Below are 22,810 nucleotides of genomic sequence, written 5' to 3'. Positions count from 1 at the left end.
TCAAGCAACATACTAAAAATTAACATTTGCTTTATAAATAACCGCTTTAGTTCTTAGCTTGACTTATATTGAAAAATAACTGAAAACTTTGACTCAATTATGATGTTTATCTGAGAAAAGTACTTATGGTTATTCAATTTTTCTATGTATTCATTAAATTGTTACTTACTAGACAACAGATTTTTACTGTTAATTTAATCAAGAGAATAGTTATGTCTACGGATTAGACATAACTATTTTTTCACACCTTTATATAGTTATAAATTATACTCTTGGACTGAATTTTATTCAAAATTCCCATCAGTAAGAGGATAAGGTTATTTATAAAATAACTTTAAAGGAATGATTTAGTTTCTGTAAAGTATGCTAGTGTTTTTATTAATTCAATGCTTTAAAGTGGTTATACAAACTAGTTATTTAATTGAGATTTGGAAATTAAAAATAACTAAAGATAACTGCTTTGTCATCAGCTTGTGATCGTTTAATTACTTTTACAACTTGCATAAACTCGGATTAAAGGCGGTGTCTTTTCTGTAACGAACTTGTCAACTTTACTGGGTAGAATACCATAAAATATATTATCCCGGACGTTGAAACTAGCTATGACATTGATCAAGATACAGAACGTTGTCATTAACACCAGCTATGTTGTTGTGGTTAGGCTAGATAATCAAATAGTTTCGGGTGAAAAAAGAGTTTCTGTTCCCTTAGCTACTCCTCAGTTTTCATCGCTCCAGTAGGATACCATTGCTCAAAATCTCTACTATTACAAATGGATTGAATTCACTGGTCAAGCAGCTATTACACTCCAAGACTATTTTACCAGTTTTAACAACGTCATCGACCTATTGCCACAATATTAAGAGTCTAGCGTTGTATAACATTTTTTCGCGATGTCTACGACGGGCTACGCCTACGCAGTGTGCCAAAATCGCCTATAAATCTAAGGCTTTATGAGGGCAGTATGTGTCGTGTGGTGTCGATTTGGAGAAAAGCATTTAGTGCAGATAGGATAGCTAGCTGCTTACAAGACGAGAGATTTTCATTATTTAGTAGGCAACAGAAATTACTGTAGCTACACAATCCACAGTACTAACTATGCCCTATGTCTGCTTATTCAATTGATACTGCCTTAGCGGAGTTAGAGAGCCTTGTCAATAATTGTGAACAGGCTGTTATGAGGTCTATAGAGGAAAAAAGAATGAAGTCAGATAAGTCAGATAAAACAGTGTCAACCAATAAAATTAACAGACAATTACAACACAATCCTATAGCCATTGTTGGGATGGCTTCTCTATTGCCTAAAGCCAGAAATTTGCGGGAATACTGGCAAAATATCGTCAACAAAATTGACTGTATTACTGATGTTCCTTCCACTCACTGGAGCGTCGAAGATTATTACGATCCAAATCCCAGAACTACTGAAGATAAAACCTACTGTAAAAGAGGTGGATTTCTTCCAGAGGTTGATTTTAACCCGATGGAATTCGGTATACCACCTAGCATTTTGGAAGTCACAGATGTCTCGCAACTATTAAGTTTAGTAGTTGCCAAAGAGGCGATGGAAGATGCAGGTTATGGCGAAAAACGTGAGTTTAGCCGCGAGACTGTTGGCGTAATCTTAGGCGTGGCTATGGCCAAGCAATTAGGAATGCCACTTTCTGCCAGGTTGGAATATCCGATTTGGGAAAAAGTTCTCAAAAGCAGTGGTTTATCTGACGAAGATACCAAAAAAATCGTTGATAAAATTAAAAGCGCTTATGTGAAGTGGGATGAGAACGCTTTCCCTGGAATGTTAGCTAACGTAGTCGCTGGACGAATTGCCAACCGTCTAGATTTTGGCGGAATGAATTGTGTAGTTGATGCTGCTTGCGCTAGTTCCTTTGGGGCTTTAAAAATGGCAATTAGCGAACTAGTAGAGCATCGTTCTGACATGATGCTGACTGGTGGGGTTGATACCGATAACACGATCATGGCCTACATATCGTTCAGCAAAACACCGGCGGTTTCTCCTAGTGAAAATGTCAAACCTTTCGATGCTAAATCCGATGGGATGATGCTAGGTGAAGGTATTGGGATGATTGTCCTCAAACGGTTAGAAGATGCTGAACGGGACAACGATAAAATATATGCCGTAATTAAAGGTATTGGTACTTCCAGCGATGGGCGTTACAAGAGTATTTATGCTCCGCGCAAAGAAGGTCAAGTCAAAGCCTTAGAACGTGCTTATGAAGATGCCGGCTTTTCTCCCGCTACTGTTGGTTTGATGGAAGCACATGGTACAGGGACAATGGCTGGAGATCCGACAGAATTCGGATCTTTAAGAGACTTCTTTGGCGAACACGATCACAAAAAACAGCACATCGCTTTGGGTAGTGTGAAATCGCAAATTGGGCACACAAAAGCGGCTGCGGGTGCGGCGAGTTTGATTAAAACTGCTTTGGCTTTACATCACAAAGTATTACCGCCCACAATTAACATCACCGAGCCGAACCCCAAACTCAATATTAAAAATTCGGCCTTTTATCTAAATACCGAAACTAGACCTTGGATTCGGGCAGAAGGGGAAGCACCAAGACGGGCTGGTGTGAGTTCCTTTGGATTTGGCGGAACCAATTATCACGTCGTTTTGGAAGAATATGAAGCCGACCAAAACCACGCTTACCGCTTACACAGTGATGCTAGTGAAGTGCTGTTGTTTGCTCCTACAGTAGAGCAATTGTTGAGCAAGTCGGAAGATATTTTAGGTAAGTTGCGATCGCCTGAAGCAAAAACACATTATGCACAATTAGTCAATGAGTGCAAATCGCCACATATTCCCCTCTCTGCTGCCAGATTTGGGTTTGTAGCTGAGAATCTCGAAGAAGCTTGCAAGTTGCTGCAAACTAGCATTGACTGGCTGAAACACAAAGGAACAGCAGCATCTTGGGAGCATCCCCAAGGAATTTATTACCGCGCTTCTGGTATGGAGTTAGGCGGAAAAGTTGTCTCTCTATTTTCTGGTCAAGGTTCGCAATACTTGGAGATGGGGCGCGAACTGGTAATGAATTTCCCTTTGATGCGGCGTCTTCATGGTTATATGGATAGCCTGTTGCTCAAAGATAATTTGCAGCCGTTGTCAGAAATCGTTTTTCCTCATCCTGTGTTTGGAGAAGCAGAAAAAAATGTCCAAATTGCTGCCTTGCAACGCACAGAATACGCTCAACCAGCCATCGGGGTATTGAGTGCAGGGATGTACAGCATCCTGCAACAAGCTGGGTTTAAGTCAGATTTTGTTGCCGGTCATAGCTTCGGGGAATTAACAGCGCTATGGGCTGCGGGGGTTTTGAGTACCGAAGATTACTTGTTCTTAGTGAAAGCCAGGGGTCAAGCAATGGCTGCACCCGAAGATCCAGATCATGATGCGGGTAGTATGTTGGCTGTCAAAGAAGACATCAGCAAAGTGGAAGCAGTGCTGAGACATTTTCCCCAAGTTGCGATCGCTAATCAAAATTCTCCCACACAATTTGTCTTAGCTGGGCCTACCGCAGAAATAGCCAGAGTCAGAGAGGCTTTACACGAGAAAGGATATACGGCTGTCTTATTACCTGTATCAGCAGCGTTCCATACACCGCTAATCGCCTTTGCTCAGAAATCATTTGCGATCGCTACTAAGTCAGTCAAGTTCCAAAGTCCCAAAATCCCTGTTTACAGCAACGTCACCAGTAAGCAGTATCCTAAAGAACCCCAAGGTATTCAAAAAATCCTGGAAACGCACCTTTCTAATTCAGTGCTGTTTAAACAGGAAATTGAAAATATCTATGCAGCGGGTGGTACTTGCTTTGTGGAATTTGGGCCGAGGAGAATTCTCACCAACTTAGTCAAAGATATCCTTGGCGATCGCCCACACCTGACTGTATCTTTAAACCCCAGCACTCAAAAGAATAGCGATCGCTCTTTGCGAGAAGCAGTTGTGCAGTTGCGCGTAATTGGTTTGGCTTTGAATAACCTCGATCCTTACCAACTTCCCCAAACTATCCCCCCAATTGAGACGAAGAAGACATTAAATGTGCGTTTAAACGGCATCAACTACAGATCCGAAAAAACGAAAAATGCCTTCGCTCTAGCTTTGCAGGATGGGCACAAAGTCACATTACCCGCCCCCGAATATTCTGAAGCGGCTCCTTTATTTAGCAGCCCAGGTGTAACTCCAACTCTCGCTGCGATCGAGACTAACGGACATAAAAAACTTACCTCAGCAATGAACGGTGTGACTGCTAATATCATCACCCAGCCAGAGCAACAGATGAATCCTGTTACCCTGTCACAACCAGCCCAGGAATCTAAGATGCAACCAACACCAGAAAAACTCACAAATTACGAACAACTTTTAGCAAGTTTAGAATATCTCCTGACACAGTTCCAGGAAAATCAAGCCGAGAATTTACAAGTTCACGGGACTTATCTCAATCATCAAATGGAATACGCCAAAGCGTTTTTCCAACTGATGCAGCAGCAGAATTCCTTGTTGAGTGAAAGTAAATCAACAGCCGAAACTGCCAAAATGAAGCTAGTTGTCATGGAAAGCTTAGAGCGTAGCATGATGCAGTTTCATTCCCAACAAGGTGAAACTCTACGCATCCATGAGCAATATCTCCAAGAGCAACTGGAATATACTAAGAGCTTTTTCCAACTAATACAGCAAGAGTATTCTCAAATCATCTCAGGTGAGGGAGCAACCCAACTCACAGAGAAACTCAGCAATTTCATCCCGTTCACCACAGAAACAACTGTTACTGATGCACCCGTACCCGCTACTACCAAGATAGTAGAAAGCCAGTCTTTGCCTGTAACTGAGCCAGTAGCTAAAAATGGCTTAAATCTTACCCAAGCACCTCTCCTGCCCGCTCCCCAGGTGGTAGAGCCAGTAGTTGAAACTCCTGTATCCCCCACTGCTAAGAAGGATGAAAGTTCCTCTTCTTTGCTCCCTAATCTTTTCTCAACAGAGACAGTAGAGCCTGTAACGGCATCACCGGTTCCTCCAGTTGTAGAACCCCAAGCCGAGGTTGTAGTCAAAATTAGCTCACCTCCAGTCAACGAAGTTGTTGCATTCACCCCAGAACCAGCACCCACAACTGCTGCACCTGTATCTGGCGCAACCATCGATATTGTTGACTTGGATAAAAACCTGTTAGCCATCACCAGCGACAAGACCGGCTACCCAGTCGAAATGCTGGAAATGGACATGGATATGGAGGCTGATTTAGGGATTGACTCGATTAAACGGGTGGAAATCTTGGGGGCGCTACAAGAAATGTACCCCAGCCTACCCAAACCCAATTTAGAAGAACTGTCAGAAAAACGCACCATCGGTCAAGTTGTAGAGTATCTGCAATCCCACGCTTCCCAAAGTGTTTTGGTAGAAATTGCAGTTCACGAAATACAACCAGCAACCGAGATTCCAGTAGAGGCTGCACCAGTAGTTGAGGTATTTACTACACCAGAAGTAAGCGTAGTTGTCGCATTCACCCCAGAAGCAGAAGCCGCTACAAGTGATGAATTTGCAAACTTAGGTGAAACCCTGTTAGCCATCACCAGCGATAAAACTGGTTATCCAGTCGAGATGCTGGAACTGGATATGGACATGGAAGCCGACTTAGGGATTGACTCGATTAAACGGGTAGAAATTTTAGGGGCGATGCAAGAAACGTACCCCAACTTACCCAAACCAAATATCGAAGAACTCGGAGACCTCCGCACCATCGGTCAAATAGTTGATTACCTACAGCAGTTGGCTGGAGGTGAAAAAAAAAAGTCTGAACCTGAGTTTGTCCAACAGCAGCCACCCCAATTAGAACATGAACTAGAGCATAATATCCAGCGCCATCTCGTCAAACTCAGAAGTTTACCACAGCCCGATTACTTGGATTTCACGTTACCAGAGGGACACATCGGTTTAATCACCGATGATGGTTCCCTCACCACTTATAAATTAACTGAATCCCTAATCGAGAGAGGCTGGAAAGTAGTAGTTATCAGCTTCCCCCAATCGCTCATCGCTCAACAAGCGCCCTTACCCACAGGAGTAACCCGCGTCACCTTAGCAAACTTGAGTGAAGAACATCTTCAACAACAATTGCAAGCGATCGCATCTCACTGCGGAGCGATTGGGGCCTTCATCCACCTACATCCGATGTTTGTAGGAAATCACACCGGGAGTATTTCTTATAACGAATCAGAAAAGGCGATCGTCAAGCACGTATTTTTGATGGCGAAACACCTCAAACCTTCTCTAAACGAGGCTGCAAAGCATGGACGTAGTTGTTTCTGCACAGTTGCTCATCTCGATGGAGCCTTTGGTTTAGAGTATAAAGTCAACTTCGGTGCGATCGGCGCTGGTTTATTTGGATTAACCAAAACTCTCAGATGGGAATGGCCAAAAGTATTTACTCGTGCGATCGACTTAAGCCCCAGACTTGATGCTAAACAGTCAGTACAAAACATCATTGCCGAACTTCACGACCCCAACCTTTATATAAGTGAAGTTGGCTACGGCTCACAAGGACGAGTCACCATTATCGCCGATTAAAAAGTTGATTAACGCCGTGTGCAACTTTCTCTCAAACCTAACCCCCAACCCCTTCCCTACAAGGGAAGGGGAGTAACAATCAAAGCCTCTCCCCCACAGGGAGAGGTTTGGAGAGGGGTTTCAAGAATCAGTTACACATCAAACCCAATTTATGCAGGTATTCACGAGGATTTATGACACAAACAGCCCAGCTTAGTCCATCATCTGTCTTTGTCGTGAGCGGCGGTGCAAAAGGGATTACGGCTGAGTGTACTATCAGATTAGCCCAACAGCAACCCTGCAAATTCATCCTCCTCGGTCGCTCCGAACTATTAGAAACCGAGCCAGATTATGCTCAAAATTCTGATGATTCCGCATTGAAAAAATGCATCATGGAAAACCTTCTTTTTCAAGGACAGAAGCCCACACCCATGAATGTGCAAAAAATATATAACAAAATAACCTCCAGCCGCGAAATTAAAAAGACTCTAGCAGCAATTGAAAAAACCGGAGCTAAAGCCGAATATATCAGCGTCGATGTCACAGATACGCCAGCTTTACAAGAAAAACTTGCCACTGCTGTGCAACATCTCGGCCCAATTACCGGAATCATCCACGGCGCGGGAAACTTAGCTGATAAGTTAATTGAAAAGAAAACAGAAGAGGATTTTGAAAAAGTTTACACCGCCAAAGTTCAAGGTTTAGAAAACCTGCTAACTTGCGTCAATCCTAATCAACTTCAGCATTTAGTTTTGTTTTCTTCCGTAACAGGCTTTTACGGAAATCCTGGACAATCTGATTATGCGATCGCAAATGAAATTCTGAACAAATCAGCCCATATATTTAAGCAAACTTATCCCTCATGTCATGTAGTCGCTATCAACTGGGGCGCTTGGGATAGTGGGATGGTGACAGCAGAATTAAAGAAGATTTTTCAAGAGCGAAAAATCGATATAATTCCCATTGCCGTTGGGGCACAAATGCTCGTTAAAGAAATGGATAACGCCAATCATGCAACTGCACAAATTGTTATTGGTAGTCCACTAGTTCCCCTGGCGGCGGAGTTAGATTCAGAACTACGAACTTATCGTATCCGTCGCCAAATGACATTGGAGGCTAATCCATTTTTACACGATCATACGATTGCTGGTTATCCAGTTTTACCAGCAACTTGTGCAATGACCTGGATTATCAATGCTTCTGAACAATTATATCCCGGTTATCGGTTGTTTAATTACCAAGACTTTAAAGTTTTAAAGGGGATTACTTTCAATGAGACATTAGCGAAAGAACATCTTTTAGAAATAGAAGAAATTTCCAAAGTTAATCTTGAAAGTATCGAACTTAAAGCCAAAATTTCGAGTAAAAACCCTGAAGGCAGAATCCATTTTCATTTTAGCGCTCAACTCAATCTCCAGCGAGAAATCCCAGTTGCACCCATCTATGAATCTCTCAATCTCGAAGAAGATAATATCATCACCGCCACAGGAAAAGCTTTTTACCAAAATGGTGGGGCTACATTATTTCACGGCCCTGGTTTTCAGGAAATCAAAAGAGTCTTAAACATCACTCCTGAAAAAATTACTACAGAATGTCTGTGGCCAGAACTCAGCGCACAGGAACAAGGACAATTCCCTGTCCAATGGGTAAATCCTTATACAACTGACTTGAGTATGCACGCCTTATGGGTTTGGACGCAACACTTTCATGAAGAAGGTTGCTTACCTGGAAAAGTAGAAAAATTTGAGCAGTTTGAAGCGATACCACATAACGAAACATTTTATGTTTCTTGTGAAGTACTAGCTAAAACACCAAGTAGTGCGATCGCAAACTTCATCATACATGACCGTCAAGGAAAAATTTATTCGCGAATGCTCGGCGCTCATGCCATTATTTGGTCAATGAAAATGCTCAGAAGCTAAGAATCTATCAAGTTTAAAGTTCGTAGTAAGGACTTTAGTCCTTCTTAATATAAGCACTTTAGTGCTTACTACAAACTATCAAAATCTTAGGATTGTTATAACTTGCCTCGTTTAAAGTTTGGGGAACAGCGTAAATCCTGGCTTTTAATTATCTCTTGCTAAATACCCAAACTCGGAGCATATAAATCGTGGAAAAAATAGCCATAATCGCATTATCATGCCTATTTCCCGATGCCAAAAATCCTGAAGAATACTGGCAAAACATCGTTAATCAAAAAGATTCGACATCCTCTGCAACCGTCGAAGAAATCGGAGTAGATCCGACAATCTTTCACAATCCAGTTAAAGGTACACCAGACAAAACCTATTCCCTCAAAGGCGGATATATCCGCAACTTCCAGTTTAACCCCTCCGAGTACAATCTACCATCAGAATTTGTTGCTGGTTTAGATAACACCTTCAAATGGTCATTGTATGCAGCTAAACAAGCAATTGTACAAAGTGGTTATTGGGGTAATCAAAATGTTCTGGCAAAATGTGGCGTAATTTTAGGTAATTTGTCATTTCCAACAAAACTATCTAATCAATTACTATCTCCAATTTACCAGAAAGCTATTACTCCTGCTGTCAGAGAACTTTTGCAATATGAAGACTTTGATTTAGCTGCTTTACCAAGTAAAACTAAAGCGTCTTTATACAATGCGATGATATCTGGTTTACCAGCATCTATCGTAGCTCAAGCTCTCTCTCTATCCCAGATTAATTTATGTCTGGATGCTGCTTGCTCGTCATCATTTTATGCGATTAAACTAGCATCTCATTACCTATGGTCACACAAAGCTGATGTTATGTTAGCTGGAGCCATAAGTTGTGCAGATTCCTTATTCGTGCGGATGTTATTTTCCGGTGTTCAAGGGTATGCAGAAAACGGCATCAGCCGCCCCTTAGATAAATCCTCTAGAGGGCTAATTCCTGCCGATGGTGTTGGGATGGTGATGCTGAAGAGATATTCTGATGCCGTTAGAGATGGTGATAATATTCTCGCTACCATCTGCGGTAATGGACTCTCGAATGATGGTAAAGGTAAGCACTTACTGAGTCCGAATCCTAAAGGGCAAGTCCTAGCTTTTGAACGAGCCTATAATGAGGCAAAATTTAGTCCAAAAAGCATCGATTATCTAGAGTGTCACGCCACTGGGACATTACTAGGAGATACAACTGAATTTAACTCCATAGAAACATTCTTTGGTCAAAATCAAGCTGCACCTCTGGTAGGTTCTGCTAAGGCAAATACTGGTCACTTGTTAACTGCTGCTGGCATGGTTGGCTTGACTAAGGTGATTTTGAGTATGTCTCATGGTGTAATTCCAGCAACCATGAATGTTTCTGATCCTTTAACTTCAGAAAAAAGTACAATTTCCGCCGATAAAATTGTTAGAACAGCTACGGCATGGCCTAATAATAACGCACCAATCAAACGAGCGGCTATCAGTGCTTTTGGATTTGGTGGCACTAATTCTCATCTGATTTTAGAGCAAGGAACTACAACAGAATCAGTTGAATCAACTCCACCTGTTCCACCTACCAAAGTCGCCATTGTCGGCATGGATGCTTTTTTTGGTAACTGCAATGGTTTAGATGCTTTTGAACGCAGCATTTATGATGGAACACAGCATTTTACTTCCCTACCGCCTCAAAGATGGCATGGTATAGAAAATCAAGAAAGTGTCCTGAAAGAGTACGGTTTAGCAGATGGAAAAGCGCCAGTTGGGGCATACATCAAAGATTTTGAAATCGATACTTTATCGTGCAAAATCCCACCGAATGAAATAGAGAAGTTAAACCCACAACAATTGTTGCTTCTGAAGGTTAGCGATCGCGCCGTCAAAGATGCGAAACTACAGGAAGGTAGCAATGTCGCTGTGATTGTCGCCGCCGAGACAGAATTCTCAGTGCATCAGCTACAGCAAAGATGGAATTTATCTTGGCAAGTTAAGGACGGCTTACTCAACCAAGGAATTTCTCTACCTGCTGAACAGCTTTCCCAACTAGAAACCATTGTCAAAGATAGCATTCACCAACCTGTAGAAATCGGCGAATATGTGAGTCACATCGCCAACATCATGGCCAGTCGGATTTCTGCTTTGTGGAATTTCACTGGCCCTGCATTCACCGTCAGCGCTGGCGAAAATTCTGCCCTCAAAGCGTTGGAAGTTGCTCAAATGCTACTCGCTACGGGAGAAGTTGATGCAGTCGTTGTGGGTGCAGTAGATTTAGCTGGTGGTGTAGAAAACGTCTTATTCCGCAGCCAATTTGCCCCAATTAATACGGGTATCAATACGTTGGGTTATGACCAACAAGCCAATGGCTGGACGGTTGGCGAAGGTGCGGGTGCTGTCGTCCTCAAGCGCTACGAAGCTGCTAAAGAAGATAATGAACGCATCTATGCAGTAATTGATGCCATGAGTTTCGCACAAGGTAATTCTACTTTGAGTGACGCTTTGGTAAAACCTGATGCTTCAGCTATCAGCAATGTCTGCAAACAAGCTTTCGAGATGGCGGAGATTCAACCCACAGAGGTTAACTATGTGGAAGTATTCGGTAGTGGCATTCCCCAGGAGGATGAAGCCGAAATTACAGGTTTACTGCAAGCTTATCCGAAAGTGGGCAATGGTCTGCATTGTGCGTTAGGTAGCGTTAAATCCAATATTGGTCACACCTACACAGCATCGGGAATTGCTAGCTTAATCAAAACCGCTCTCTGTCTTTATTACAGGTATATTCCCGCCACACCAAAATGGTCTGGTGTCAAAACACCGCAAGTATGGGAAGGTAGCCCTTTCTATGTGGCGATGGAATCAAGACCTTGGTTTGTCGATAAAGGCAGCACACGCAGAGTAGCAGCAATTAATAGCATGGGTATAGATGGGAGTTACGCCCATTTAATCTTATCGGAGGAACCCAGCCAAGAGGAACGCGACAACAGATATTTGCAACAAATGCCTTTTCATCTGTTTCCTATCGCAGTTAGCGATCGCACCACTATCTCCGATCTTCTCAACAATCTCCAAAATACCATAGAAGCGAGTTCTTCTTTAGCAGCTACCGCCAGCGAGACATTCGCTACCTTTCAACAGCATTCTAATCCAAAATACGTCTTATCAATCACAGGACGTAACACAAAAGATTTACTCAAAGAAATTGAATCTGCCCGCAAAGGTGTAAATAATGCCTTTGAAAACGGCACAGATTGGCAAACACCACTAGGTAGCTATTTCACAGCGAAACCATTGGGTAAAACTGGAGCAGTTGCTTATGTTTACCCCGCAGCAGTCAATTCTTATATTGGCATTGGTCGCAGTGTCTTCCGCTTATTTCCTAAAGTTTTTGAGGACTTAAAAAGTAACAATCTCTACAATCGGGCTGCCGATGTTGAAAAGCTGGTTTATCCCAGAAGTTTACCTAAATTGACAACTAGACAACTAGAAACACTCGAAAAACAATTGTTAGATGATTCCCTGGCAATGTTTGAAAGTGAAATTGCCTTTGCTAGATACATGACAGCAATTTTCCGAGATGATTTTAAAGTCAAGCCGCAATCTGTATTTGGGTATAGCTTGGGTGAAACTAGCATGATGGTTGCCCAAGGAGTTTGGAGTGATTTTGAGGGCGGAAGTAATACCTTAAACTCATCACCTCTATTTGGCGATAAATTATCTGGGCCGAAAAATGCTGTGCGGGAATATTGGGGATTAACCGATTCCTCAAACAACAATCTTTGGAATACTTATGTTCTCATGGCTACTCCATCCCAAGTTAGAGAATGCCTGAAACATGAGAATCGCGTCTACTTAACTCAAATCAACACACCAGAAGAAGTATTAATTGCTGGTGATGATGCCGCCTGTAAGCGAGTGATTGCAACTTTAGGTTGCAATTCTTTCCCCGCTCCCTTCGACCATGTGATACATTGTGAAGCGATGCGATCGCAGTACGAGGAAATCAAGAAGGTAAACACCTTACCATCCCAAAATCTGCCCGGTATTGTGTTTTATTCTGCCGCCGATTATCAACCAATTACACTTGATAGCGATACCATTGCCCACAACATCGCCAAAGGGTTGTGCCAAGAACTTGATTTTCCACAATTAGTTAATCGTGTCTACGGTGATGGAGTCAAAATATTTTTAGAAGCCGGCGCAGGTAATGTCTGTTCACGATGGATTGACAAAATTCTCAGCAACCAAGAACATATTACAGTTTCTCTAAATCGTAGAGGGATGGATGACCATGCTGCAATGGTCAAAGCATTAGCAAAACTACTCAGTCATCAGGTGAACGTTGATTTATCACCACTGTACAACAAAGCTCAAGGAACCGCTAATCAAAATAAAGCAACATTGAGAACAGTTACCTTGGGTGGAAAAGCAATTGCTGCTACAATTTTGAGTGACGAAAATCGCAAACTTGTTGAAGATTTTGCTGGGGATCTTAGGAGCGATCGTTTCAAAATACAGCATCCAGATATACCTAACATCCAGCAATCTGAAATCACAGATTATCTTAACACTTCTAACCAAATAACCCAAGAAGAAACTTACTCCCATAACATCTTGCCTCAGCCAGAAGAAGTAAAACCGAAAAATATCATTGATAACGTTTTTGAACCGAGAGAACAATTACAATCTTCTGAGTCAAGCGCAATTGGGCAGCAAATTTCTCTTTCTTCGCCACCTGTCATCACTAAAAAAATTAGTAGCATCATCAGCATGTTCGATTTAAATAAGACACAGTATCAAAAGCTCAATGCTAATAATTCAAAGATAACTAAAGCACACACCGCCTTCTTACAAGCTAGACAAGATTACAGTCAGCAAATGAGCGAAATCATTCAATTGCAACTAGCTTGCGCCCAAAACTTGCTTAACGACGAATCTTGACATAAGTCTACATACTTCAACCGTCAATAACCTTGGGGAAGGGGAAAGGTGAACTGATAAAAGGAAAATATTTCTTCCCGATTCCCTATTCCCCACTCCCATTTTTTAATAATTGTAATCCGAGGGATAACTGCTGTGACAACCGTAGATACGGTACTAAGTAAACACGATAATGGCCTTAATTTCTCTGCCTGGTCTTATAACAAAAACCAGGTTTGGAAAGGTTCTTTAGAAACTGTATCTTTTGAGAAACAAACCATCAAAGATAAATTGATGGTGTTAAATAAACCCTGCTACATCGTGAAAGTTGCCGGAAAAATCGGTGTCACAAATGAGGGGTATTTATGTCCTGGTGATAATGGTACAACAGCACAAGTAGAACTGCTAACATTTGCAGCCCCAATTCGCATTCAACAATTTGGAGATCCGAATTTTCTCTCCTCTCATGGAGTGAAATATGCCTACGTTACTGGTGCAATGGCTGGCGGAATTGCTTCCGAAGAAATGGTCATTGCATTAGGAAAAGAGCAAATTTTAAGTTCCTTTGGTGCAGGTGGTTTAATTCCAGAACGTTTGGAAGCAGCCATAAATCGCATTCAACAAGCTTTACCTCAAGGGCCTTATGCATTTAATTTAATTCACAGTCCCAATGAACCCGCGATTGAACGTCGGGCTGTGGATTTATACCTTAAATATCAAGTGAGAACAGTAGAAGCATCTGCATTTCTCGACTTGACCCCCAACATTGTTTATTACCGTGTTGCTGGATTGGCATTGAATAACGCCAATCAAATTGAAATCAAAAATAAAATCATCGCCAAAATTTCTCGCCGAGAAGTTGCGACTAAATTTTTGCAACCAGCACCAGCCAGAATAATCAAAGAACTTCTTGAACAAGGGCTAATTACTGAGTTACAAGCAACTCTTGCCGCTAAAGTTCCGATGGCTGATGATATTACCGTCGAGGCTGATTCTGGAGGCCATACAGATAACCGTCCCTTGGTTTGTGTGTTACCTTCTATTATTGCCTTGCGAGATGAAATTCAAGCACAATATCATTACCAAACACCCATTAGAATTGGCGTTGCAGGGGGAATTGGCACACCACAATCAGCATTAGCAGCCTTTATGATGGGTGCTGCTTATATAATGACTGGCTCAATTAATCAGTCATGTGTTGAATCTGGGGCTTGTGAACATACCAAAAAGTTACTAGCCCAAGCAGAAATGGCTGATATGATTATGGCCCCAGCAGCAGATATGTTTGAAATGGGAGTCAAATTGCAAGTTCTCAAACGGGGTACAATGTTCCCCATGCGAGCGCAGAAATTATTTGAACTATATCGCGCTTATGATTCCATTGAAAGCATCCCCCTTGCAGAAAGAGAGAAATTAGAAAAACAAGTTTTTCGCAAAACTATTGCCGAAGTATGGGAAGGAACTGCGGCTTATTTATCCCAAAAGAATCCTGAGAAACTTGGGAAAGCAGTTAATAATCCTAAACTGAAAATGGCGTTGATTTTCCGCTGGTATCTAGGATTATCTTCTCGCTGGTCTAGTTCTGGTGAAAAAGGCAGAGAAGTCGATTATCAAATTTGGTGTGGCCCCGCAATGGGCGGTTTCAATGACTGGGTACGCGGTTCCTACCTATCTGAACCAAATAATCGTCAGGTAGTTGATGTTGCTAATCAAATTATGACTGGTGCAGCCTTTTTGTATCGTGTCCAAAATTTGAAAATTCAAGGGCTGCAAGCTTCCGATTATTACAGTCAATATCACCCTGTTCGTTCTACATCATTGTTGGAGATTTAAAAATGACTATAAAACAGTCTTTCACAGCAGACGATATTCAAGTATTTTTGGTATCTAACTTAGCTAAGTTGCTAGGAGTACCAACTGATGAAATAGATGTCAAAGAACATTTAGAAAACTATGGGTTGGATTCAGCCCAAGCAATGATTCTAGTAAGTAACTTAGAAAAGTTGCTCGGATTTCAACCATCTCCATTGCTGCTGTGGCATTACCCAAATATTGAAGCTCTTTCACAGCGTTTAGCTGAAGAAGTGCAAGATGGTTCGCCAGTTCAAGATACAAAGGTAGTAGCCTCTAATGCCAACACTGCACCCACTGTTTTAGATTTAGGTGCTGAGGCTGTTCTTGACCCTACCATCCATCCTGGCGCTGCATCGAATGTGCTTGTGGGTGAACCCAAGAACATCTTTTTAACTGGAGGAACAGGCTTTTTAGGAGCTTTTATCATTCGGGAATTGCTACAGGAAACCAATGCGGATATTTATTGCTTAGTGCGTGCTGCTAATGCCGAAGAAGGCAAAAGCAAACTCCAAAAAAATCTGGAACAGTATGCAATTTGGCAGGAAGAATTTAACTCCAGAATTATTCCGATTGTCGGTGATTTATCTCAGCCATTGTTAGGTATTGGTTCAGAACAGTTTCAAATTTTAGCTGCCAATATTGATACTATATATCATAGTGCTGCTTTATTGAATTATGTTTTCCCATATTCAGCATTGAAGGCAGCTAATGTTTTAGGCACTCAAGAAGTTTTGAGATTGGCTTGTCAAATTAAAGTCAAGCCTGTACATTATGTTTCCAGTGTTGCTGTTTTTGAATCAACTGCTTATGCTGGTAAGGTTGTCAAAGAGCAGGATGATTTCAATCATTGGGAAGGTATTTATCTTGGTTACTCACAAACAAAATGGGTAGCTGAAAAGTTAGTTAAAATTGCTCGTGACCGTGGACTTCCTGTAACTATCCACAGACCACCACTGATTTCTGGTGATAGCAAAACAGGCATTTGTAACACACATGACTTTATCAATTTGATGACCAAGGGCTGTCTACAAATGGGATATTTCCCTGATGTAGATTATATGTTGGATATGTCACCTGTAGACTATGTAAGTAAAGCCATTGTTTATCTATCACGGCAGAAAGAATCTATAGGTAAGGCTTTCAACTTACAACATCCCCAACCTGCTGCTTTGAAAATGCTAGTTGAGTGGATACGCTCTTTTGGTTATTCAGTTGAGATGATTCCTTACGAAAAATGGCAATCAGAGTTAATCAATAATGTGACTTCTGCTGACAATCCTTTGTATACTCTGCGACCCTTTTTACTGGAACGCTGGTCTGATGAACAACTGACTATTCCTGATTTGTACTTGCAAGCTAGAAGACCTCATATTAGCTGCCAAGATACTCTCCATGCATTAGCAGGAAGTTCTATTGTTTGTCCTCCAATTGACTCTCAATTGTTTATGACTTATACAGCCTACTTGATTCAAAGTGGTTTCTTAAATATCGCTTAGAAATTGACAACTTGCGGATGGTGCGTTAATAACATAACGTATCATCCTGATACTTTCGGCGCGTTATGGAAGCCGTAACACAACGCTAGTTACTACAACGGAGAGAACCTCCGCAATGCACAGGCTCCTCTACAAAGAAATTTTGTTTAGTTCATGTTTTTTAAAACTCAGTACTGCTGAATTGCCAATATTTCAGATGCCAGCAACAACTCATACACCAACAGCGGCAATAGCAATATAATTGCCCTGTTTTTTTATGCTCAATCATGTAAATTTTTAGTATTCACCTCTTGACAGAAGCAATCGAGGATAGAATGGTTAATGTCGGGGATAAAAGTTTGATTTTACCCGCTGGCTTTTGTGAGTAATCAAAAGCTAGCGCTAGTAGTTTGAAATAACCGAACTTCTTTAATGCCCAACTTCTTCGATGCATAAATCCTAAATTTGCGTTTGGACTGCTACATCTATCCAAAGCATCACACAAGCATTTGAAAGGGTAATAACTCAAGACACTTCTCGTCAGTTGAGATATTACGCGTACTTAATTGTAGAACGAGAACGACTGTAAATGCAACGCAGCTTCATCAAATTGAATTCACCAACATTCTTACATGAATACAACACATCAAAGACAGAGCAAACAAACTGCTCTTATTACTGGGGCAGCCGGTGGAATTGGCTACGAATTAGCATGTATTTTTGCTACTCATGATTACAATCTTGTCTTAGTAGACAGAAATGGGCCAAAGCTAGTAGAAATCGCTGTTAAATTCCAAAAAGAATTTGGAATTTTTGTCAAACCTCTTGTTAAGGATTTATCTATATCAACGGCTCCTGAAGAAATTTTTACAGAGTTGCAACTCGCCGATATTAATGTTGATGTGCTGGTCAATAATGCTGGATTTGGTATCTATGGATTATTTCACGAAACAGACCTAGCAACTGAATTGGAAATGCTACAGGTAAATTTGGTGTGTCTCACCCATTTAACCAAGCTATTTGTGAAGGGCATGGTAAAGCAAGGTGAAGGTAAAATATTAAACGTTGCCTCCGCTGCTGCTTTTCAACCAGGGCCTTTGATGGCAGTTTATTTTGCGACTAAAGCCTATATCTTATCTTTTTCAGAAGCGATCGCTAATGAATTAGAAGGTACAGGTGTCACTGTGACAGTTCTTTGCCCAGGCTCAACCGCATCTGCCTTTCATGAAAGAACTGGGATGGCTGACTCGAAGTTGCTCAAGGGTAAGAAAATGATGGATGCACAAACAGTAGCCGAAATTGGTTTTCGCGCCTTAATGAAGGGACAAACCATTGTCATTCCTGGGTTACTCAATACAATACTTGCAAAAAGCGTCAGATTTGTACCTAGAAACCTGGTGACAAAAATTGTGCGAAATATGCAGGAGGATAAGTAGGGGGATGGGGCATTGGGCATTGGGCATAGAGTATTCACTAATGACAAATGACTAAGATTAATACTGCCAACACTTCAAATCCCAGCCAAAATTCTCTACAGCAACAGCAGCAACATAATTGTTAGCGGGTACTAATTCAAAAAGACTCCAGTCTTCAGTTATCTGTAACTTGGCTGCTTCTGTGGGAGTCAGCGATACTTCAACTTGCTCTAACTGGGATAGTCCGTCTCCAGTTGCTTTTAAATAAGCTTCCTTACAAGTCCAGTAACGGAAAAATATCTCTTGCTGTTGGTTGGGAGATAGCGATCGCAACATCTCATATTCTCTCGGTAAAAAGAACCGTTTGGCAAGAGCTTCGAGATCAGACATCGGACGAATATATTCTAGGTCTACACCAATTGGTCGGGTACAATTCACCGCACACAAACCCAACCCTTGGGAATGAGACAAGTTAAACGCCAGTCTACTATCGGCAAATTTATCTGCTAATACTGGTTTGCCACGGTGTTGATAATTAAACTCCACGTGTAGCGGCTGGATACCTAAATAGCTACCTAATATAGTTCGCAGGATACCACGACCAGCGATAAAACGCTGCCGATGCTCCTGAAAATAGAACCGTTCAGCACGAGCAGTTTCGTCACTGGAAAGAGTCGCTGCTAAATTTTGCAGCTGTGATTCTGGTTGGTCAAGGTCTATACGCCAGACATGAATCTCATCGGGTAATAAAGTTAAATCTGTAGGTGCTGGTTGCCAAATATCATTAGGAGCGGTCATTGAGTCAAAAAGTCAAGGGAGTTGTACTCTAATAGTTTCTTTAATTAAGACGATTATTATGGGTGGATCTGGTTTGACGCTTTAGCACTACTATATACAACTGCGCGTGTTTTTCCTAGAATCTGCCAGAGGAGTTGTTAGATGTTAAGTCTAGCTGTAAACATAACTACAGGTAGCCGTTATTGCTTTTGCCAGCAAAATATTATAATTTATTGCTCTAGATGTACGCTCCTCAACTCCACGTTAAATCTCTTGAGAGAGAATGCTTTTAAACCTTTGACAGATAATCGCAAATTTTCTTTTGGCTACAACATTACTTATTACAGCATTCCTCAAAGGAACTAACACCAATGTCTGCAAGTGTTCTGAAGTAGATATCTCTTGACTGGTAAATAGTTTTTGTCAGAAATTGTTAAATCTAGAACATAAAAACCTTGCCAAAGCTTGTTAAAAACCTATTAGAACTACTTTTTTGTAGAACATAGTGAGGATGAATGATTATTAATTTGCAGTACTTTGCCTTTTTTATACAATTACTGGCAGCGCTGCTATTAGCAATTAGGCAAATGAGCATTGCTTTGGATGAAGTAGATATTGAGCGCTTTACTCTCTGGACAGGTATTGCTTCTGTCATTGCTGGTTTACCAATAATATTGTGGTAGCTTCTGGATTTTGGACTTCCAAACTAATACGACTCCATCCGTCGAGTATCCTAGCAACTAGAATATCGTCTCGCCTATTACTCTGTTCGTTGTTGCTCTAACCATTGTAAAACCCGATTCCATGCCCACCAAAGGTCAGAATCTTGTACTTGACGCTGGCACTCTTTACTACTCAAATAGCCAACATGACCGCCATATTGAGTGAGGAACAAATCTATTGCAGGATTGCGATCGCACGCTTCTTCTAATTCCGGTATGATAGCTGGGTCAAAAAGTGGATCGTCAGCAGCATATAAAATCAAGGTCGGTTTCGAGATTTGCGGCAATACTTGTAAAGCACTACTAGCTTGGTAATATGCTTCCACAGAAGAAAAACCTAGTCGCTTAATTACCAGTTCATTGTCAAAACCCCAAATGCTGTTAGCCCGTTCAATCGCTTCTGGGTCAAGGCTTCCAGGATGGGCATCATGTATCCGCCATGCCAGTTTTTTTAAATTTTGGGCAATCCCCGCTTCCAAATATCTGCCAAAGGGCTTTGTAACTAGATAAGATAGCGATCGCTCCGAATCCAAACTCGGACAAATCACCATACCACCGCCAATATCGCTATCTTCTAGTCCTAAATCTCCATACTCCTTAATCACCTCACCAGCCACCTTCACTGCCCATAGCGCTAGTTGCCCTCCTAAAGAAAACCCTGTAAACCAAAATTTTCCCGGACATCCCATCGCCTTAGCAGCGGCGGCGATGCGAACAAAATCTTCCCCTTCGTACAAACCATCAGAAGTCAGAGTTGGCGATAGTTCGGCAGTTTTGCCGTGGGCCCGCCAATCAAATAACACCATCGCGTATCCTTGAGCGTAGGCTTTACGTCCTAGCACTCTCAAAAACCATTCCGTCTCTAACTCTCCAGTAATGCCATAAGTACCGATAATTGTGCTGTGGGCATTTTCCGGGATGGCAACCAAGCCAAAAATTGGCACACCTTGGCCACCAATGAAGATTTTCTCGTGATAAGACGGTTCTTGTAAGAGAGTAGTACTTTCCCAGTAACGTTTTCCCCACAAAGCGGTGTATACAGTCATCATCACACCGTTTTGTAAAAACCAAGACGGATTGTAGGGGGGAGCATAACACATCATAGACTATAAGATTTCGTGTAATTGAGTCTTGATTTCACAGTCATTTAATCTTAATATTTATGTAAGATTTAAAAACTTTTTCATCATTGCTTCAAAAATCTTTGTATCTATCAAAGGTTGTTATTTATCCTTAATAAGTAGTAATAATTTTTTAAGAATGCCGAGGATTCTTGTCATAGACGATGACCCAGCGATTTCAGAACTAGTTGCCGTCAACTTGGAAATGGCTGGCTACGATGTTAGTCAAGCTGAAGACGGCATCAAAGGTCAAGCGCTGGCTCTCCAGCTACAACCAGACTTGATCATGCTAGATTTAATGTTGCCCAGGGTAGATGGGTTTACCGTTTGCCAACGCCTGCGCCGAGACGATCGCACCTCTGAGATTCCCGTGTTAATGTTGACGGCTTTGAGCCAAACTCAGGACAAGGTGGAAGGCTTCAATGCTGGCGCAGATGACTACCTCACCAAACCTTTTGAAGTTGAAGAACTGCTGGCGCGGGTGCGGGCACTTTTGCGGCGGACTGACCGAATTCCCCAAGCCGCAAAGCATAGTGAGATTCTCAACTATGGCTCACTCACCCTCGTTCCCGAAAGATTTGAGGCGATATGGTTCAATGAGACGGTGAAATTGACTCACTTGGAATTTGAGCTACTTCACTGCTTGCTGCAACGCCACGGTCAAACAGTTTCTCCCAGCGAAATCCTCAGAGAAGTTTGGGGCTACGATCCTGATGACGACATAGAAACGATTCGAGTCCATATTCGCCACTTGAGAACCAAGCTAGAACCAGATCCCCGCCACCCCCGCTATATCAAAACAGTGTATGGTGCTGGATACTGTCTTGAGTTACCCGGTATACCTCCATCAAATGAAGGGGCTTCCGCAACACTGGTGGAATGAAATCACCCAAACAGTACTGAGTGGTGAGTGTCCAGATTTGTAGGCTAGCACAGCTGTGCTAGCCTACGAATTTTATATACTTTTGTACCAGCTTTTAAGCTATGGAACCTTTAACTACTGAGGCGATCGCATTTTTGCCTCAGCTGTATTCTATATCTTCTGAATTCTGTTAGCACAGCGGGGCGTAGCCCATTCTGACTCCTGAATTCTACATTTCTATTTCAGATTTATTTAAACCTGTTAACCTAGCTACCTGTTCGATTGTCATCCCAGACTCAAGTAAGTTGCGTGCAGTTTGTAATAACTGTGATTCTGCCTTGTCTGCCCTTTGGCGTTCCTTTTCTTCAGGAGTTGGCAGTAATTCTCCTAACGACATTGCCCAGCGTAACCAAGTAGCATTAATACCTTTATAATTTCCCTGCCAAAGCTGCAATGCTAACCCTAAAGATTGACTCACCAACTGATTTTGAGCATTTGCGGCAATGGGTTGATAAACTCCTTTGTCATTAGAGAAACCAGCCAAATCATCAGGATTAAAAGGGTCATACCAAAAATATTCCGGTACACGCATTTGATTTTGATAAATCAGCTTTTTGAAGTTTTTGTCTGCTTGGGCTGTGCTGTCAGAAAGTAACTCAATAACTACATCTGGTGCTTTTCCCTCTTCCCAAACTACCCAACTGCGTCGTTCTCCTTTAGGGACTCCCAACACAGCAAAAAAGTCTGGCCCTTTAAAGTCTTTGTTCCGCACCTGCGCCAGACTGTAGTAAACAAACATATTACCGCCAATAAACCCATCCTCTCGTTCTGACAACCAAGGTATCAGAGCATCTATCAGCAAGTCCATCTGGGCTTTATGGCGTGCGCTTTCCATTGGGATACCGTCATCATAGGGTAATTCTGCTTGGGTGGGTGGGAGTTGAATATCTGGTGCAGCTAGGATAGTTTCTGACATAGCTTTTCACCTATTGGCTGGGCGTTGCGGATATTTTTATATTAAGCGATCGCACCATTTTTCCGAGTGTATCGCTTTTCGCTAAAATATTGCGATCGCATAATCCCATCATCGCTTTTGCGAACACCACCCGCCTCTCATATTCAATGCTGTATTTGCCGTTATCAATACTCCGGACAATTTTTCGTTGAGGGAATCGACAAGAAAGCTATCGAACCAT

Annotated in this window: 11 protein-coding genes and 1 pseudogene; 9 read left to right on the top strand and 3 right to left on the bottom strand. The window is 41.9% G+C overall.

Going from position 1 to position 22,810, the window contains the following annotated elements; all coding sequences use genetic code 11:
* Positions 1-602 precede the first annotated feature (602 nt).
* The 7 genes and pseudogenes from HWQ44_RS04665 to HWQ44_RS04635 all read left to right on the top strand — a co-directional run bounded on the left by HWQ44_RS04665 (position 603) and on the right by HWQ44_RS04635 (position 18,153).
* Positions 603-863: pseudogene (locus HWQ44_RS04665) on the top strand (hypothetical protein).
* Between the two features lie 242 nt (positions 864-1,105).
* Positions 1,106-6,568, top strand: a complete 5,463-nt coding sequence (locus HWQ44_RS04660; RefSeq protein ID WP_292715508.1) for a type I polyketide synthase — start codon at positions 1,106-1,108, stop codon at positions 6,566-6,568.
* A gap of 173 nt (positions 6,569-6,741) precedes the next feature.
* Positions 6,742-8,469: an SDR family NAD(P)-dependent oxidoreductase gene (locus HWQ44_RS04655; RefSeq protein ID WP_292715505.1), complete on the top strand. Its 1,728-nt coding sequence runs from the start codon at positions 6,742-6,744 to the stop codon at positions 8,467-8,469.
* A 188-nt stretch (positions 8,470-8,657) separates the two neighbouring features.
* A complete protein-coding gene (locus HWQ44_RS04650; RefSeq protein ID WP_292715503.1) occupies positions 8,658-13,409 on the top strand; it encodes a PfaB family protein in 4,752 nt (1,583 codons plus the stop codon).
* 135 nt (positions 13,410-13,544) lie between these two features.
* Positions 13,545-15,221 carry a PfaD family polyunsaturated fatty acid/polyketide biosynthesis protein gene (locus HWQ44_RS04645; protein ID WP_292715501.1) on the top strand — a complete coding sequence of 559 codons (1,677 nt, stop codon included), beginning with the start codon at positions 13,545-13,547 and terminating at the stop codon, positions 15,219-15,221.
* Positions 15,222-15,223: 2 nt separating this feature from the next.
* Positions 15,224-16,738, top strand: coding sequence for a thioester reductase domain-containing protein (locus tag HWQ44_RS04640; RefSeq protein WP_292715499.1), 1,515 nt, complete (start codon positions 15,224-15,226; stop codon positions 16,736-16,738).
* Positions 16,739-17,349: 611 nt separating this feature from the next.
* On the top strand, positions 17,350-18,153 hold the full coding sequence (locus HWQ44_RS04635; protein WP_292715497.1) for an SDR family oxidoreductase: 804 nt from the start codon (positions 17,350-17,352) through the stop codon (positions 18,151-18,153).
* Positions 18,154-18,210: 57 nt separating this feature from the next.
* On the opposite strand, the gene hetI is transcribed toward HWQ44_RS04635, so the two are convergent.
* The gene (hetI, locus tag HWQ44_RS04630) at positions 18,211-18,930 is read right to left on the bottom strand and encodes a 4'-phosphopantetheinyl transferase HetI (protein WP_292715494.1); all 720 of its coding nucleotides are present in this window, start codon (positions 18,928-18,930) and stop codon (positions 18,211-18,213) included.
* Between the two features lie 494 nt (positions 18,931-19,424).
* Between hetI and HWQ44_RS04625 the strand changes: the two genes are divergently transcribed.
* Entirely contained in the window at positions 19,425-19,592 is a 168-nt protein-coding gene (locus HWQ44_RS04625) for a hypothetical protein (protein WP_292715491.1), read from the top strand.
* A 77-nt stretch (positions 19,593-19,669) separates the two neighbouring features.
* Here the strand turns inward: HWQ44_RS04625 and HWQ44_RS04620 are convergent, their stop codons facing one another.
* Positions 19,670-20,734, bottom strand: coding sequence for an alpha/beta fold hydrolase (locus HWQ44_RS04620; protein WP_292715489.1), 1,065 nt, complete (start codon positions 20,732-20,734; stop codon positions 19,670-19,672).
* 157 nt (positions 20,735-20,891) lie between these two features.
* On the opposite strand from HWQ44_RS04620, the gene HWQ44_RS04615 reads away from it, so the two are divergent.
* The gene (locus HWQ44_RS04615; RefSeq protein ID WP_292715486.1) at positions 20,892-21,635 is read left to right on the top strand and encodes a response regulator transcription factor; all 744 of its coding nucleotides are present in this window, start codon (positions 20,892-20,894) and stop codon (positions 21,633-21,635) included.
* Between the two features lie 208 nt (positions 21,636-21,843).
* On the opposite strand, the gene HWQ44_RS04610 is transcribed toward HWQ44_RS04615, so the two are convergent.
* Positions 21,844-22,590, bottom strand: coding sequence for a Uma2 family endonuclease (locus HWQ44_RS04610; RefSeq protein WP_292715484.1), 747 nt, complete (start codon positions 22,588-22,590; stop codon positions 21,844-21,846).
* Positions 22,591-22,810 lie beyond the last annotated feature (220 nt).

Source organism: Nostoc sp. JL34, assembly GCF_017114945.1.
Classification (GTDB): Bacteria; Cyanobacteriota; Cyanobacteriia; order Cyanobacteriales; family Nostocaceae; genus Nostoc.
The sequence above is the reverse complement of the archived record's forward strand: the minus strand, read 5'-3'. Positions and strand labels throughout refer to the sequence as shown.

Coding starts and splice junctions, on each gene's coding strand:
- HWQ44_RS04610 (WP_292715484.1), bottom strand. CDS start 22,590: ATGTCAGAAACTATCCTAGCTGCACCAGATATTCAACTCCCACCCACC.
- HWQ44_RS04615 (WP_292715486.1), top strand. CDS start 20,892: ATGCCGAGGATTCTTGTCATAGACGATGACCCAGCGATTTCAGAACTA.
- HWQ44_RS04655 (WP_292715505.1), top strand. CDS start 6,742: ATGACACAAACAGCCCAGCTTAGTCCATCATCTGTCTTTGTCGTGAGC.
- HWQ44_RS04640 (WP_292715499.1), top strand. CDS start 15,224: ATGACTATAAAACAGTCTTTCACAGCAGACGATATTCAAGTATTTTTG.
- HWQ44_RS04660 (WP_292715508.1), top strand. CDS start 1,106: ATGTCTGCTTATTCAATTGATACTGCCTTAGCGGAGTTAGAGAGCCTT.
- hetI (WP_292715494.1), bottom strand. CDS start 18,930: ATGACCGCTCCTAATGATATTTGGCAACCAGCACCTACAGATTTAACT.
- HWQ44_RS04635 (WP_292715497.1), top strand. CDS start 17,350: ATGAATACAACACATCAAAGACAGAGCAAACAAACTGCTCTTATTACT.
- HWQ44_RS04620 (WP_292715489.1), bottom strand. CDS start 20,734: ATGATGTGTTATGCTCCCCCCTACAATCCGTCTTGGTTTTTACAAAAC.
- HWQ44_RS04625 (WP_292715491.1), top strand. CDS start 19,425: ATGATTATTAATTTGCAGTACTTTGCCTTTTTTATACAATTACTGGCA.